This window comes from Emticicia soli, from assembly GCF_037860775.1.
Lineage (GTDB): Bacteria > Bacteroidota > Bacteroidia > Cytophagales > Spirosomataceae > Emticicia > Emticicia soli.
On sequence record NZ_JBBEWC010000001.1, the window covers coordinates 239,140 to 252,321 of the forward strand.

Annotated in this window: 13 protein-coding genes; 7 read left to right on the forward strand and 6 right to left on the reverse strand. The window is 37.8% G+C overall.

Features of this window, described 5'->3' with window-relative positions:
- The gene (locus WAE64_RS01080) at positions 1–1,398 is read left to right on the forward strand and encodes a RagB/SusD family nutrient uptake outer membrane protein (protein WP_340233508.1); all 1,398 of its coding nucleotides are present in this window, start codon (positions 1–3) and stop codon (positions 1,396–1,398) included.
- A gap of 113 nt (positions 1,399–1,511) precedes the next feature.
- A complete protein-coding gene (locus WAE64_RS01085; protein ID WP_340233512.1) occupies positions 1,512–2,165 on the forward strand; it encodes a hypothetical protein in 654 nt (217 codons plus the stop codon).
- A gap of 36 nt (positions 2,166–2,201) precedes the next feature.
- Here the strand turns inward: WAE64_RS01085 and WAE64_RS01090 are convergent, their stop codons facing one another.
- The gene (locus WAE64_RS01090) at positions 2,202–3,350 is read right to left on the reverse strand and encodes a cysteine desulfurase family protein (protein ID WP_340233515.1); all 1,149 of its coding nucleotides are present in this window, start codon (positions 3,348–3,350) and stop codon (positions 2,202–2,204) included.
- A gap of 106 nt (positions 3,351–3,456) precedes the next feature.
- Positions 3,457–3,924: an Lrp/AsnC family transcriptional regulator gene (locus WAE64_RS01095; protein WP_340233517.1), complete on the reverse strand. Its 468-nt coding sequence runs from the start codon at positions 3,922–3,924 to the stop codon at positions 3,457–3,459.
- 146 nt (positions 3,925–4,070) lie between these two features.
- Between WAE64_RS01095 and rocD the strand changes: the two genes are divergently transcribed.
- Positions 4,071–5,309 carry an ornithine--oxo-acid transaminase gene (gene rocD / locus WAE64_RS01100; protein WP_340233519.1) on the forward strand — a complete coding sequence of 413 codons (1,239 nt, stop codon included), beginning with the start codon at positions 4,071–4,073 and terminating at the stop codon, positions 5,307–5,309.
- A gap of 20 nt (positions 5,310–5,329) precedes the next feature.
- Here the strand turns inward: rocD and WAE64_RS01105 are convergent, their stop codons facing one another.
- From WAE64_RS01105 to WAE64_RS01120, 4 genes are all read right to left on the reverse strand, one after another.
- Entirely contained in the window at positions 5,330–5,884 is a 555-nt protein-coding gene (locus tag WAE64_RS01105; RefSeq protein ID WP_340233522.1) for a hypothetical protein, read from the reverse strand.
- A gap of 83 nt (positions 5,885–5,967) precedes the next feature.
- Positions 5,968–6,861 (reverse strand): FKBP-type peptidyl-prolyl cis-trans isomerase, encoded by an 894-nt coding sequence (locus WAE64_RS01110; protein ID WP_340233524.1) that lies wholly within the window; start codon positions 6,859–6,861, stop codon positions 5,968–5,970.
- 14 nt (positions 6,862–6,875) lie between these two features.
- A complete protein-coding gene (locus tag WAE64_RS01115) occupies positions 6,876–7,718 on the reverse strand; it encodes an FKBP-type peptidyl-prolyl cis-trans isomerase (RefSeq protein ID WP_340233526.1) in 843 nt (280 codons plus the stop codon).
- Between the two features lie 40 nt (positions 7,719–7,758).
- The gene (locus tag WAE64_RS01120; protein WP_340233528.1) at positions 7,759–8,799 is read right to left on the reverse strand and encodes a DHH family phosphoesterase; all 1,041 of its coding nucleotides are present in this window, start codon (positions 8,797–8,799) and stop codon (positions 7,759–7,761) included.
- Between the two features lie 255 nt (positions 8,800–9,054).
- On the opposite strand from WAE64_RS01120, the gene WAE64_RS01125 reads away from it, so the two are divergent.
- The 4 genes from WAE64_RS01125 (at position 9,055) to WAE64_RS01140 (ending at position 13,180) form a co-directional block, all read left to right on the forward strand.
- The gene (locus tag WAE64_RS01125) at positions 9,055–10,557 is read left to right on the forward strand and encodes a glycoside hydrolase family 32 protein (RefSeq protein WP_340233530.1); all 1,503 of its coding nucleotides are present in this window, start codon (positions 9,055–9,057) and stop codon (positions 10,555–10,557) included.
- A 125-nt stretch (positions 10,558–10,682) separates the two neighbouring features.
- Positions 10,683–12,080 carry a Gfo/Idh/MocA family protein gene (locus WAE64_RS01130; RefSeq protein WP_340233532.1) on the forward strand — a complete coding sequence of 466 codons (1,398 nt, stop codon included), beginning with the start codon at positions 10,683–10,685 and terminating at the stop codon, positions 12,078–12,080.
- Between the two features lie 2 nt (positions 12,081–12,082).
- On the forward strand, positions 12,083–12,478 hold the full coding sequence (locus WAE64_RS01135; protein ID WP_340233534.1) for a hypothetical protein: 396 nt from the start codon (positions 12,083–12,085) through the stop codon (positions 12,476–12,478).
- 291 nt (positions 12,479–12,769) lie between these two features.
- Positions 12,770–13,180, forward strand: coding sequence for a PH domain-containing protein (locus WAE64_RS01140; protein WP_340233536.1), 411 nt, complete (start codon positions 12,770–12,772; stop codon positions 13,178–13,180).
- Positions 13,181–13,182: the final 2 nt, after the last annotated feature.

Below are 13,182 nucleotides of genomic sequence, written 5' to 3' on the forward strand. Positions count from 1 at the left end.
ATGAAAAGATTCAATCATAAAATAGTAGTTATGGGAATCCTTATTACAAGTTTTCTTTCTTCTTGTAAGGATTCTTTCCTAGAACTATCTCCTTATACGCAAGTTCCGACTGACGCCGCAGTTGCAACAGAGGCCGATTTATTAGTGGCCCTAAGAGGAACTTACGCACAATTGAGAAGTGTCAATTTATTCGGTCGTACGATTCCGGTTATCGGAGATTTAGGTGCTGACAACGTGTTTCTTTCATCAAGAAACTCAGGTAGATATTTTGCATTTGACCAATACGTAATCACAACCAACAATGCTGATTTCGATGGCTATTGGAACAATGCTTATACAGCTATCTTAAGAGCAAACAATATCATCAATTCTAAATTGACTGAAAATGCAAACGTTAACCAGATTAAAGGTGAAGCTTATGCATTAAGAGCGTTATTGTACTTCAACTTGCTACGTAGCTTCTCAAAAGCTGGTGAGCCTGCAGCAGAAGGTGTTCCGATTGTTTTGGCTTACGACCCAACTCTGAAACCATCTCGTAATACTGTTCAGGAAGTTTTTACTCAGATCCAGGCTGACTTAGAGAAAGCTTATACTTCAATGAGCACTTACGAAGGCTCGGCAAGATTCTCTAAATATGCTGCTCGTGCTTTGGCCGCTAAAGTTAGCTTATACCAAGGCGACTACGAAAAAGCATTAACCTTTGCAAATGATGTAATCAACAATAGTGGCTTTACACTGTTGACTTCTGATAAAGTATTAGCTTACTGGGCTTCTCCGGCTTCAAATAGCAATACAGTTAAAAACGAAACATTGTTTGAAGTTTCAGCTGATGCTACATTGAACATCGGTACTGATGAGCTAGGTTATATCTACAATCAAGCTGGTTATGGCGACTTACTTGCAAACGAAGAACTATACAAATTGTACTCTGCAACTGATGTAAGAAAAGGACTAATTGTTATTGGTTCAAGAGCACAAGCTGAAAACCCTGCATACATCGTAAATAAATACCAAAACGTATCAGGTGACAGAGACGACAAAAAAGTGCTTCGCTTGTCAGATGTTTACTTGATTGCTGCTGAAGCTGCGGCTCGTACCAACAAAGAAACAGAAGCATTGCAACGCCTTAATGCTTTAATCTCTCAAAGAGATTCTGCTTTAGTTTATGCTTCATCTGGTGCTACTTTGATTGAAGATATTATCACTGAACGTAGAAAAGAATTAGCTTTTGAAGGCGATAGATTCTATGATTTGAATCGCTTGAAAAGAGACATCGTTCGTGTAGGCGGCAGATATCAACTAAGAGAAATTCCATTTACTAGTAACTTTAGAATTGGACCAATTCCTCAGGCTGAAAGAAACGCTAATCCGAATATTTCGCAAAATCCTGGATATTAATCCGGATTTACGGATAAAGGCCCGACTTAAAGCTTTAAGTCGGGCTTTTTTATACCATCAGTACCACAGCTATCGTTTTATCATCATTATATTTGCTAAAAACCATTCTGATTATGAAAAAAACTGTTTTATGTATTTCTCTTTTTATCGCTGCTCTTACTACACAGGCTCAGATTATGCAAGATGTAAACGGAAAACCGCTTATGTCGGGCAAATATGTTGATATTGTGGGCTCACCTTATATGTTTGAAGATTGGACCAAGGGCGAAGTAACATTAAGCGATGGAACTACGCATAAAGACCTTGACCTAAAATATGATCAAGTAGAAGGTGTTGTATTTTATAAAGGCAAAAACGGTGCAGATATGGGCTTTACTACTGTTGTGAAGTCTTTTATACTTTATCCTAACAATGTGGCTATGAGTTTTACTCAGGCACCAGAAATAAAAGAAACTGAGAAAAATGCCTATTTTGAAGTGTTGAACGAAGGCTCAAAAGCAAAGCTTCTGAAAAGAACAATGAAGGCAATAAGAGAAGGTAAATCTTATAGCTCGGCTACTACCACCAGAACATTTGCCGAGAACACTAACTATTATCTACTAAAAGCAGATGGTACTTATACAAAAATTAAAAAGGATAAGAAAGCCCTTATAAGTGCATTGAGCGATAAGTCGGCTGAAGTAGAAAAATATATTAAAGACAACAAGACAAATTTTAAAGAAGATGCTTCTTTTGCCGCTGTAGTGGCCTATTATAATACGCTATAAATGAACGAGGGGCCTGCTAAGCCCCTCTCTTCTGTTTTAAGCTAATACATTTTTGGCGTAGATTTCGGTTAAAACATCTATTACTTTATCTACTTCTTCTTCAGTATTATACTTGCCGAACGAGAAGCGAACATTTCCTCTGCCCGGGTGTACATTTAAAGCACCTAATACATGTGAGCCTACATCTGTACCACTTGAACAGGCACTACCACCAGAGCACGAAATCTGAGCTATATCGAGGTTAAATAATAGCATATCGTTGTCTTCGCTAGGTGGAAAACTCACGCTAAGTACTGTATAAAGACTATTTTCTACATCGGCCGAATCTCCGTTAAATGTAACTCCTGGAATATTGGCTTTTAGCTTTTCAATCATTCGGCTCTTAAGCCGTGTAATATGGTTCTTGTGTGCTTCCATATCACGGTAGGCAATTTCAAGCGCTTTGGCCATTCCTACAATACCATATACATTTTCAGTACCGCCACGCATGTTGCGTTCCTGCGAGCCGCCATGAATAAACGGGTGTATTTTATTATTAGCGTTGATATACAAAAAGCCTACACCTTTAGGACCATGAAATTTATGAGCCGCACCTACAATAAAATCTATACTCAGCTCTTGTAGATTATGGGTATAATGTCCCATTGTCTGCACCGTATCTGAGTGGAAGATTGCATTGTATTTCTTACAGATTTCGCTTACTTGTTTTAAATCTATCAGGTTACCAATTTCATTGTTGCCATGCATCAACGAAACCAGTGTACGAGGTTTGGTACTCAATAATTCTTCTAAATGAGCAACATCTACACGTCCTTTCTCATCGAGTTTTACATAGCTCAGCTCTATCACGCCTTGTTTTGCCAAATGCTCTAAGGTATGTAATACTGCGTGGTGTTCGGTAGGCGATGTGATAGCGTGTTTTAACTGATATGTATCAATACTACAAATAATAGCTGTGTTATCTGCCTCGGTTCCGCCAGAGGTAAAAAATATCTCTGAAGGAGATGCATTCAATAAATTTGCTATGTTTTTGCGAGCCCTTTCGATAGCCGAACGCACCTGACGACCGTGTGCATGAATAGAAGAAGGATTCCCGAAATTTTCTGTCATCAGGGGTAACATAGTCTGCAGAACCTCATCGTCAAGACGAGTCGTTGCTGCGTTATCTAAATAAATACGAGGCATTATTTTATTTGGTTTTCACAAAATTAACACTTGTTTTTGTATTGTACAACCCACAATTTCAATAGACTAAGCAAATTTTATTTGGCAGAAAAATTATATTTGCCCATTATAACTCAACACTTACATTTCTTTTAAATGCAGCTCCAAAATCAATCATTGATTCTGTTTTTAGTACGCCATCAATATTATCTATTTTGTCATACAATACTTCTCTCATGTGTTCACTAGTTTTAGCAACAATGCGGGCATATAAAGTATATTGCCCGGTTATGTAATAACACTCTGTTACTTCTGGTATTTTTCTGAGTTCTTCAATAATGAGTTTTGAGTCTGAATCTTCTTTCAGAACTATCCCTGTAAAAGCACTCCATTCATATCCTAACTTACGTTCGTCTAAAATAATACCTGCACCTTTCAAAATCCCGACTCGCTTCATGCGGGCAATCCGTTGATGCACCATTGTGTTCGAAATATTCAGATTTTTAGCAATTTCAGAGTATGGTTTCCTACCATCTTTTTCTAGCTGAATCAAGATTTGCTTATCAAAATCATCAAGAAATTTTTCATTAATCATAAGTCAAAATATTCTTTTTTCACCTATTTTAAATAATATTTTACTCTAATATAAATAATAAAGTAAATACAACTCAAAACTTGTTTAAATAAAGTCATTTTAACATTTTTGCCGCATATACTACAGAAAAACTAAATACTATAACTATGGTAGTAGATACTCATTTAAGCGAACAGCTAATTGAATTAGAAGAACGCTACGGAGCTCACAATTATCACCCGCTGTCGGTTGTTTTAGATAAAGGCAAGGGTGTGTATGTGTGGGACATCGAAGGCAAACGTTATTATGATTTTTTATCGGCCTATTCAGCAGTTAATCAAGGGCATTGCCACCCTCGTCTTATCAATGCTTTGATTGAGCAGTCGCAGAAGCTGACACTTACCTCACGGGCATTTTATAATTCTATGTTGGGGCGTTTCGAAGAATACATTACCCAATACTTTAGTTATGATAGGGTTTTACCTATGAATACAGGAGTAGAGGCTGTAGAAACCGCCATGAAGCTATGCCGCAAATGGGGGTATCAAGTAAAAGGGATTCCAGAAAACAAGGCAAAGATCATTTTCGCAGGAGGTAATTTTCATGGCCGGACTTTATCTGTTATTTCGGCATCTACTGACCCTACCGCTCGCCAGGACTTTGGACCATACATGACAGGCCTAGAACTTGTGCCTTACAATAACATAGAAGCGCTTGAAGAAGCCCTTATAAACGACCCTTACGTTGCAGGTTTCATTGTAGAACCTATACAAGGTGAGGCAGGTGTAGTTGTACCTGACGACAATTATTTACCAGAGGCTTATCGCTTATGCAAAGCAAGCAATGTGCTTTTTATTGCCGATGAAATACAGACAGGCATTGCCCGAACAGGCAAAATGCTAGCCTGCGACCACTATGATATACGCCCTGATATGGTGATATTAGGCAAAGCACTATCAGGAGGGGTATTGCCGGTATCGGCAGTGCTGGCTGATAATGAAATTATGCTTACGCTGAAACCCGGTGAGCATGGGTCTACTTATGGAGGAAACCCACTAGCTTGTGCCGTAGCTATGGAAGCATTAAAAGTAGTGAAAGATGAAAATCTGGCCCAGAATGCCGATAAATTAGGCCAACTGTTTCGTCAGGAAATACAGAAACTGGTAGATACTACCAGTATTGTTACACAGGTGCGTGGTAAAGGCTTATTGAATGCCATTCTGATTGATACCACTGAAGACTCTGACTTAGCGTGGGATATTTGCCAGAAATTAAAAGATAATGGCCTGCTTGCAAAGCCTACGCATGGCAACAAAATACGCCTGGCACCGCCTTTGGTTATGACCGAGTCTCAGTTATGGGATTGTATAGATATTATATCAGATACTATTAAAAGCTTTGAATAAACGCCTATACTAAAATTGTACTAATACTCCCAGGTTTTGGGTATCTCCATTTGTCGGGCATAATAAGATGGTGCATAAGTATGCACTCTTTCTAATAGTTTGTTCACATCGCGCTCAAACTCTATGTAGTAATCTTCATGGAGTTTGGGTAATTTTTTTAGCACGAACTCTGTTCGCTTGGCTATATAAAGTGCAACAGTATCCGACTTACTATTATACTTCTCCAGCAATTTTATCTGATTATCAAAGAAAGTATTCAGCAGATAAAGCGTGAGCTCTATCTCTCCATATTTATCTTTTGTTATTTTCACATGGTTGGTGATTCGGCCATTTAAATCTCTCATATCCATCATCATCCAGCCGGGGGTATCGTGGTACATTTTTGAAACCCTTACAATACTCTTTCTTATTTCGTCTCTTCTGTCTTTCAGGAACGATTCATTCTCAAGCAATTGATACTGCAATTGCTGCACAAGCAAATCGTTTTTAGCAATTAGCTTCAGAAGCATTTTATCCTTTTCTTTTGCAGCAAGACTCAGAATAGCTTTTTCGAGATCTTTGGGTATTTTCGACATGATTATAAATGATATTGATATTATAAAACTATAAAGCCCCTGAAAAGTTCAGAGGCTTTATAAATCTATATAAAAACAATGTTTTATCGAGTACTTTTTACTTCTACTGTAAAGATTAAAGGTGCATATGGCGGTATTTTAAATAAGCCAGTTGTATTATCTGTAATACCCTGAGTTCCATAGCCAAGTGCAGACTTAAAAACTAAATTAGCTTTTTCACCAACTCTTAGTGCCTGTAAACCTTCTTCAAAGCCTTTTACTACAGTACCTCCGCCTAAATAAACAGTTAACTCGCCGGTATCAAATTGTTTGATATTGCTGGCAGTATAACCTGTATATTTTACAGTAACTGTTTGTCCGGCAGCTAGTTTGGTGCCAGTTGTTTCATTAAACTTAAGTACTTTTACGCCAGAAGCTGTTGTGTCAGACGATACAAAAACAGCACCACCAGTACCTGTTGCAATATACTCATCAATTTGTTGCTGTTCTGAACGGTATCTTAGTACTTCCAGATCAAAAACTATTACTGATTTAGCAGGAATCTTTCCATTACTTTGCGAACCATACGCCAGATAAGAAGGAATTAAAAATGTACCTCTTTCACCTTCTTTTAGTCTTGTAAAAGCATCTAATAATCCTTGTAAACCTATAGTACCTCCAAAAATAGACGATATTGGTTCATTTTTTAATCTTGAGCTGCTATCAATTCTTGTACCATCAAGTAAAGACATAACATAATGAAACTTTACTTCGTCACCCAAAGCTACATTTCTTCCGGCACTATTGGTTTTTGTAATCTGGTAATACATTCCATTATCATATTTTGTCATATTAAGGTTTTTACTGTTAATATAACTCAACATCTCCTGGTCATTTTGCTTAACGGTTTCTTCTAAATCATTAGCCAGAAAACCACCGCAAGAATTTAATAAAACCGAACTACAAACTAAAGCTAATCCAAGTACTATCTTTTTCATTAGAATTAAATTATTTATTTTACATCTATAACTTCCATTTCGAAAATTAATGGGCTGAATGGTGGGATAGGCCCGCTGCCTTGCTCACCATAAGCTAAGTTTGATGGAATAAAGAAAATGCTTTTTTCGCCTTTTTTCATCATCATAAGTGCTTGCTCCCAACCAGGTATTACTGCACCTTGTCCAACAGAAAATTCGATTGGTTCTCTACCTACAGAGCTATCAAAAGTAGTTCCGTTTATTAGTTTACCTGTATAATCTACTTTGACGGATTTTCCTGCTGTAATGGTTGCACCACTACCTTCTTTCAAAACGACACGATACATGCCATATTGTGTTTTGGTAGCATTTGGGAAGTTTTTCTGTGCATAATTTTCCATAACTTTTGCCTCATTATTTTTCTTCTCCTCTTGTGCTTTCTGGAACTCGGCCATTGTCTGAATAGATTTTATTTTTACAATAAATTTCATATCAGAACCTTTGGTAACTCCCGGAGGCAATGGTTGTTGCACACGCATAAATAGTGAGTCGGCACTTACATACACAGTAGCACTATCGCCTGCCGAAAGGTGCGTAAGAGCGTTATCAAAAGACCCTTTAAATGCACCTTTTTGTACTGGCATTACAATTGGCTCTTTTCTTTTGTATGTATCGGTAAATACTGTGTCGTTCGGAGCTTTTATAACCAAGTCAAAAGTTACAATATCGCCTTCTTTTGCTGTTGTTTTGCCATCTCCTTTCTCGTGGATCTGAAACTTAGAACCATCGGTTTCCTGAGTTACTTTAAACTCGTTGCAAGAGAAAAGCAAACTTGTTGCTGCTACAAGACCCAGTGAAGTTTTCAAAAATTTTGTCATGAAATTTTATTAATTATAATGTATTACGTAATTGAGCTATTTATTCGTTGCTTAATAATTGTGCTTGGTACTGTGGTAAAAGACTCAGAAATCGCTCGACTGTTTTTGATAAGCCGTCATAAGAACGCCCTCCGGCTGCATTTTTGTGGCCACCACCGTTAAAATTATTTCTGGCAAATTCGCTTACCGAAAAATCTTTCACTGAGCGAAACGAAATCCGAATCATATCGTCTCTTTCTACAAACATGGCTGTCATCTCTACACCTTTAATAGAAAGTCCGTAGTTCACAATTCCTTCAGTGTCTCCATTTTTTGAGCCGTATCTTGCTAGTTCATCTTTCGAAATAGCCATGTAAGATACTTTGTAATCAGGTAAGTAAATCAGTTTCTGGCCTAGCACAAATCCAAGAAATTGAATACGTTCTAACGAATTATTGTCAAATATTCGTCTATGGATACTATTGGTCTCTACGCCTATATCTAGCAGTTCGCCAGCTACTCTGTGTAAATCTTTTGTTGTGCTATCGAAACGGAAAGAACCCGTGTCAGCCACTACGCCTGCATACAAACACTCGGCTGCCTGAATATCTATTAAAGCCTTATCGCCCAGAATTTCTATCAACTGATAAATTAGCTCACAGGTAGCAGCGGCTTTTTCGTTCCAGAAAACAAAATCAGCAAAATGCTCGGGTTGTTGATGGTGATCTATCAAAACTTTTTTGGCCGGGGCATTTTTTACAGGCTCTTCCATAGCCTTAATACGGTTTAATGCCGAAAAATCAAGGCAAAAAATCACATCTGCTTCTGCTAGCAGGCGTTTAGCTTGTTCTTGTTTCTCGCTTTCGAAATTAATTACCTCTTTTTCGCCCGACATCCACTGCAAAAACTCAGGATAATCGGTAGGAGTAATAACCGTAACTGTATGATTTTTTTTCTTTAAATAGGAAGCTAAACCCAACGACGAACCGAGTGCATCGGCATCTGGGTTTTGATGAGTAGTGATAACAATTCTTTTGGGCGAAGCCAACAGGTCGTTAAATTCTTGTAACTTTTGTACCGAATCTGTGAAAAACTCTTGCATAACGCCACAAAGGTACAAAGTAATGGTGGGAAAACAAATAAGCCTAAATTATTGCTTGCGTTCAATTATAGCTTATTTCAATACAATATTTCTTTTCAGACTGAAAATATAATATAAATCATATTTTCTAAATTTTCAATATTATATGAAATACATAATTATAATTTTATAAAGTCCTGAAAATTGATAATTTCGCTTATGTTTGTATTAACGAACCTGTTTAAACAGACTCATAGATTCCTTAATTGCTCACCTATGAAAAACTTTATCCTATTTCTTTGCTTATTGGCCCCATCGGCAGCCTATTGTCAACAACAAGCCACCGAACAATGGAGGCCATACTTTCATTTTTCACCCGCACAAAACTGGACAAACGACCCTAACGGGCTTGTATATCATGAAGGCGAATGGCATATATTTTATCAGCATAATCCGTTCGAAAACAAATGGGGACACATGAGTTGGGGCCATGCTGTAAGCAAAGATTTAGTAAACTGGGAGCACCTGCCTGTAGCCATACCAGAAGACTCTGCGTGGATTTTCTCGGGTGGCGTAGTAGTAGATAAAAACAATACCAGTGGTTTTGGCGCCAATAGCATGATAGCTATTTACACAGCCGATTATCATGGCAAAAAAGAAAACCAGCAACTGGCCTACTCTACAGATAAGGGACGCACATGGACAAAGTATAAAAACAATCCTATTATTGCTAAACCGCTGCCAAACGGAAAGGAAATGAAGGATTTTCGTGACCCAAATATGTTCTGGCATGAGCCTAGCAAACAGTGGATTATGGTAGTAGCATTACCTACCGAATTCAAAGTTCATATCTATGGTTCTAAAAATCTTATTAACTGGACATTTCTGAGCGAATTTGGCAAACAGGGCGATTTCACTAAAATATGGGAGTGCCCTTCACTTATTGAACTTCCGGTAGAAGGCTCACAAACCTCTAAATGGGTTTTGTTTATATCATCAAGTAATCCCAATCCTGACTTTGTGGGAATGCAGTATTTTGTTGGGAATTTCGACGGCAAAACCTTTACCAACGATAACCCTGCCGACACCAAACTATTTGTTGATTACGGCAAAGACTTCTATGCCGCAATTCCGTTCAGTAATGCGCCTAAGAAAACCATACTTGGCTGGATGGCCAGTTGGCAATATACCGATGCTTTACCTACGTTTCCGTGGAAAGGACAGATGAGTATTCCAAGAGAAATTTCGTTGAAAAAAACACAAGCAGGCTTAAGACTTATACAAAGACCTGCCGAAGAGGTATTGAAAGCGAAAAACTGGAAAGGTATAGTACAAATGGAGGAGATGGGTATTGAAGAAGATAACAGCATGATGTGGCGAAACCAGACAAGCTCTTATATGATTGATGTAGAGTTTGAGCTAGGCGGTGCACGAGAAGTAGGTGTAAAAGTAATGAAAAACCTTACAACTAATCAGGAAACACTTGTTGGGTATCAGAAAGATAGTGAACAATTATATATAAACCGTATAAATTCGGGTAAAATAATTTCACCCAATTTTGCATCGATGGATGCCAGCCCGCTAAAACTGGAACGTGGCACAGTAAGACTGCTTATTTTTGTTGACCAGTCTTCGATAGAAGTATTTGGTAATGATGGTGAAGCAGTTGTAACCAGCCTTATTTTTCCGGAAAACAACAGTGCTAACTGGCAACTATTCAGCCGCGATGGCCGGGTAAAAGTAACCAAACTGAAAGTATGGGAATGGCAAAAGGATTAAATAACATTCAATAATTTTCAGAGGAAATCTCCTATAATTTCTTCTTATTTCCCTTGCATCAATTTATGTATTTGTGTTTGTAGTATATTTGCAAATGTAATAATTTTTAATGCCGCTACCCTATTATGGACAGTTTTTCACGACGAGACGTACTCCGCACCTTTGGTTTAACAGCCGGTAGTTTGTCTTTTATTAATTCGGAAACTTTTGCAGAAAATAATGACGAAGAGTCGGTTTTAATTCAGCACGACGAGCGTTATATTACGCTTGAGCGACCCGTTACAGCCATTGTTTTGGGTGCAGGTAATAGAGGTAATGTGTATGGGCGTTTTTCTTTGGCTTTTCCTGCCGAATTAGACATAGTAGGCGTAGCAGAACCGATTCCGTTTCGTAATGATAAGTACGCAAAGGCACATAATATAGAAGAAAAAAATCGATTCAATACCTGGGAAGATGTGTTTAAAGTACCCAAGTTTGCCGATGCAATTATTATCTCAACACCCGATTATATGCACTATGGCCCTGCCATGAAAGCGCTTGAAATGGGCTACGATGTATTGCTCGAAAAACCGATTTCACCATCTTATCAGGAATGCCTTGATATATTGGCAATGGCAAAGCAAACCAACAGGGTTATTGCAGTTTGCCATGTATTGCGCTATACACCTTATTTTAAAAAACTAAAAGAAATAGCACAAAGCGGGCAGTTTGGCAAGCTGATTAGTGTTAACCATCTGGAAGGCATCGAGTACCAGCACATGGCTCACTCTTATGTTAGAGGCAACTGGCATGTAGCCAAAGAAACAAATCCGATTATTCTGGCTAAATCGTGCCATGACCTTGATATTTTAAGATGGATTATCGGCAAACCTTGCAAAAGCATTTCGGCTCATGGGTCTTTGAGTTGGTTTAAAAAAGAAAATGCACCCGAGGGTAGCACCGAACGCTGTACTGATGGTTGTAAAATAGAGAAAGAATGTGCTTTCTCGGCCATTAATATTTATCATAAACAACGCCTGCGTATACGTGTACTTGATGTAACTGATGATATGGCAAAACAAGGCGACGAGATTATGGAGAAACTGAAAACTTCGCCTTACGGCCGTTGTGTTTACCGAATGAATAACGACCAGCCCGACCATTACACGACATCAATGGAGTTTGAAGATGGTGTTACGGTTAGCTTTGCAATGGAAGCATTTACTTCTTTTGAAGCACGCAAAACACGCCTCATGTTTGCTCAAGGTGAAGTTTGGGGAGATATGGACGAAATTCAGACTTATGATTTTCGTACTAAACAACATACTAAATGGCGGGCAAGTGAATTGCCCGAATACAAAAGCCAGGCTTCGGGCCATGCCGGAGGCGACTATGGCTTAACTCGTAATTTTGTGCAGGCAGTGGCACAGAAAAAACCAGAATTATTAACATCAACCATTGATGCCTCAATAGAAAGCCATGTAATGGGTTTTATGGCCGAAAAAAGCCGCTTGAATAAACAAATGGTAGAAGTAAAAATTTAAAAATGATGCGTAAATTATTAATAATTGCTCTAGTTGCTTTAGGTGCTTGCAAAAACAAAGAAGCAGATTTAGGAGATTTTGATTTAAAAAGTTTCAAAACCGACCGTGGTGGTTGTGAAGATAAACGAGTAAAACTGATTGAACCATTAAAGACACTAAGACCTAAAGTATTAGGCTTAACCGAAAATCAGGTTGTGGATAGCTTTGGCAGATACGATTACCAGATTCTGAGCCGCCGTAACGAAAAAGTATTTGTGTATTTTCTGGAAAAAGGCCCGCAATGTGAGCAAATTCAGAATCCAACGAATTCGAGGTCGATGCTTGTGTATTTCAACGCTGCTAGTTTAGTAAAAGAAGTATCTTTTCAAAACGGGGGCATTATTGATACTTATAAATAAGTTAATCGTTTAACTAATTGATTTAAAGACTATAAACTTACTGAAAAGTATTTTGATAATTTTTTGAAAAAAATTTTGTTTTTAAAAAATACTAAATACTTTTGTAACAAGATTTTTAAATAAAGACAATGACTCAACAAAATATCATAGCTAACATTTGGTGGTGGCGTTCTTCCGACAAAGGATGAACAGCGTAGCTATGTATTTTAAGTAATAAAGATATATTCAGCGGCTTACAGTTCATCCTGTAAGCCGCTTTTTTGTGCATTATACTCAAAATTTACCATCAAAATGGACACAAAATTTAACTCAAAAATAAGTTCCTGGCTTTTTTTGCCACTTATATTTTTCCTCGGAATTCTGTTAGTAATCACTATCATTGATAAAAGCTGGGGCGGAGCAATTATTCTCGTAGGAGTAACTATTTTCATTCTAAGTTTTCTGTTCCGAACCTACTACGAGGTTGAAGGCAAAGTCCTGAAAATTGTCTCTGGCTTCATATTTAAGAAAGAAATTGACATCATGAGCATCAGGAAAATAGAAAAAACTAATAATCCGCTGAGTTCTCCGGCCTTATCACTCAAAGACAGAATAGAGATTTATTACAGCAAGTTTGATTCTGTTATTATTTCGCCAGAAAGACAAAGCGAGTTTATTGCAACACTGAAATTGATTAATAAAAATATTAGTACAAACCTCTGACA

What these genes read in the sequence shown, in the direction of transcription:
- WAE64_RS01120 (WP_340233528.1), bottom strand. Translation starts at nt 8,799, where the DNA reads ATGCAAGAGTTTTTCACAGATTCGGTACAAAAGTTACAAGAATTTAAC.
- WAE64_RS01140 (WP_340233536.1), top strand. Translation starts at nt 12,770, where the DNA reads ATGGACACAAAATTTAACTCAAAAATAAGTTCCTGGCTTTTTTTGCCA.
- WAE64_RS01130 (WP_340233532.1), top strand. Translation starts at nt 10,683, where the DNA reads ATGGACAGTTTTTCACGACGAGACGTACTCCGCACCTTTGGTTTAACA.
- WAE64_RS01105 (WP_340233522.1), bottom strand. Translation starts at nt 5,884, where the DNA reads ATGTCGAAAATACCCAAAGATCTCGAAAAAGCTATTCTGAGTCTTGCT.
- WAE64_RS01125 (WP_340233530.1), top strand. Translation starts at nt 9,055, where the DNA reads ATGAAAAACTTTATCCTATTTCTTTGCTTATTGGCCCCATCGGCAGCC.
- WAE64_RS01135 (WP_340233534.1), top strand. Translation starts at nt 12,083, where the DNA reads ATGATGCGTAAATTATTAATAATTGCTCTAGTTGCTTTAGGTGCTTGC.
- WAE64_RS01115 (WP_340233526.1), bottom strand. Translation starts at nt 7,718, where the DNA reads ATGACAAAATTTTTGAAAACTTCACTGGGTCTTGTAGCAGCAACAAGT.
- WAE64_RS01080 (WP_340233508.1), top strand. Translation starts at nt 1, where the DNA reads ATGAAAAGATTCAATCATAAAATAGTAGTTATGGGAATCCTTATTACA.
- WAE64_RS01110 (WP_340233524.1), bottom strand. Translation starts at nt 6,861, where the DNA reads ATGAAAAAGATAGTACTTGGATTAGCTTTAGTTTGTAGTTCGGTTTTA.
- rocD (WP_340233519.1), top strand. Translation starts at nt 4,071, where the DNA reads ATGGTAGTAGATACTCATTTAAGCGAACAGCTAATTGAATTAGAAGAA.
- WAE64_RS01085 (WP_340233512.1), top strand. Translation starts at nt 1,512, where the DNA reads ATGAAAAAAACTGTTTTATGTATTTCTCTTTTTATCGCTGCTCTTACT.
- WAE64_RS01095 (WP_340233517.1), bottom strand. Translation starts at nt 3,924, where the DNA reads ATGATTAATGAAAAATTTCTTGATGATTTTGATAAGCAAATCTTGATT.
- WAE64_RS01090 (WP_340233515.1), bottom strand. Translation starts at nt 3,350, where the DNA reads ATGCCTCGTATTTATTTAGATAACGCAGCAACGACTCGTCTTGACGAT.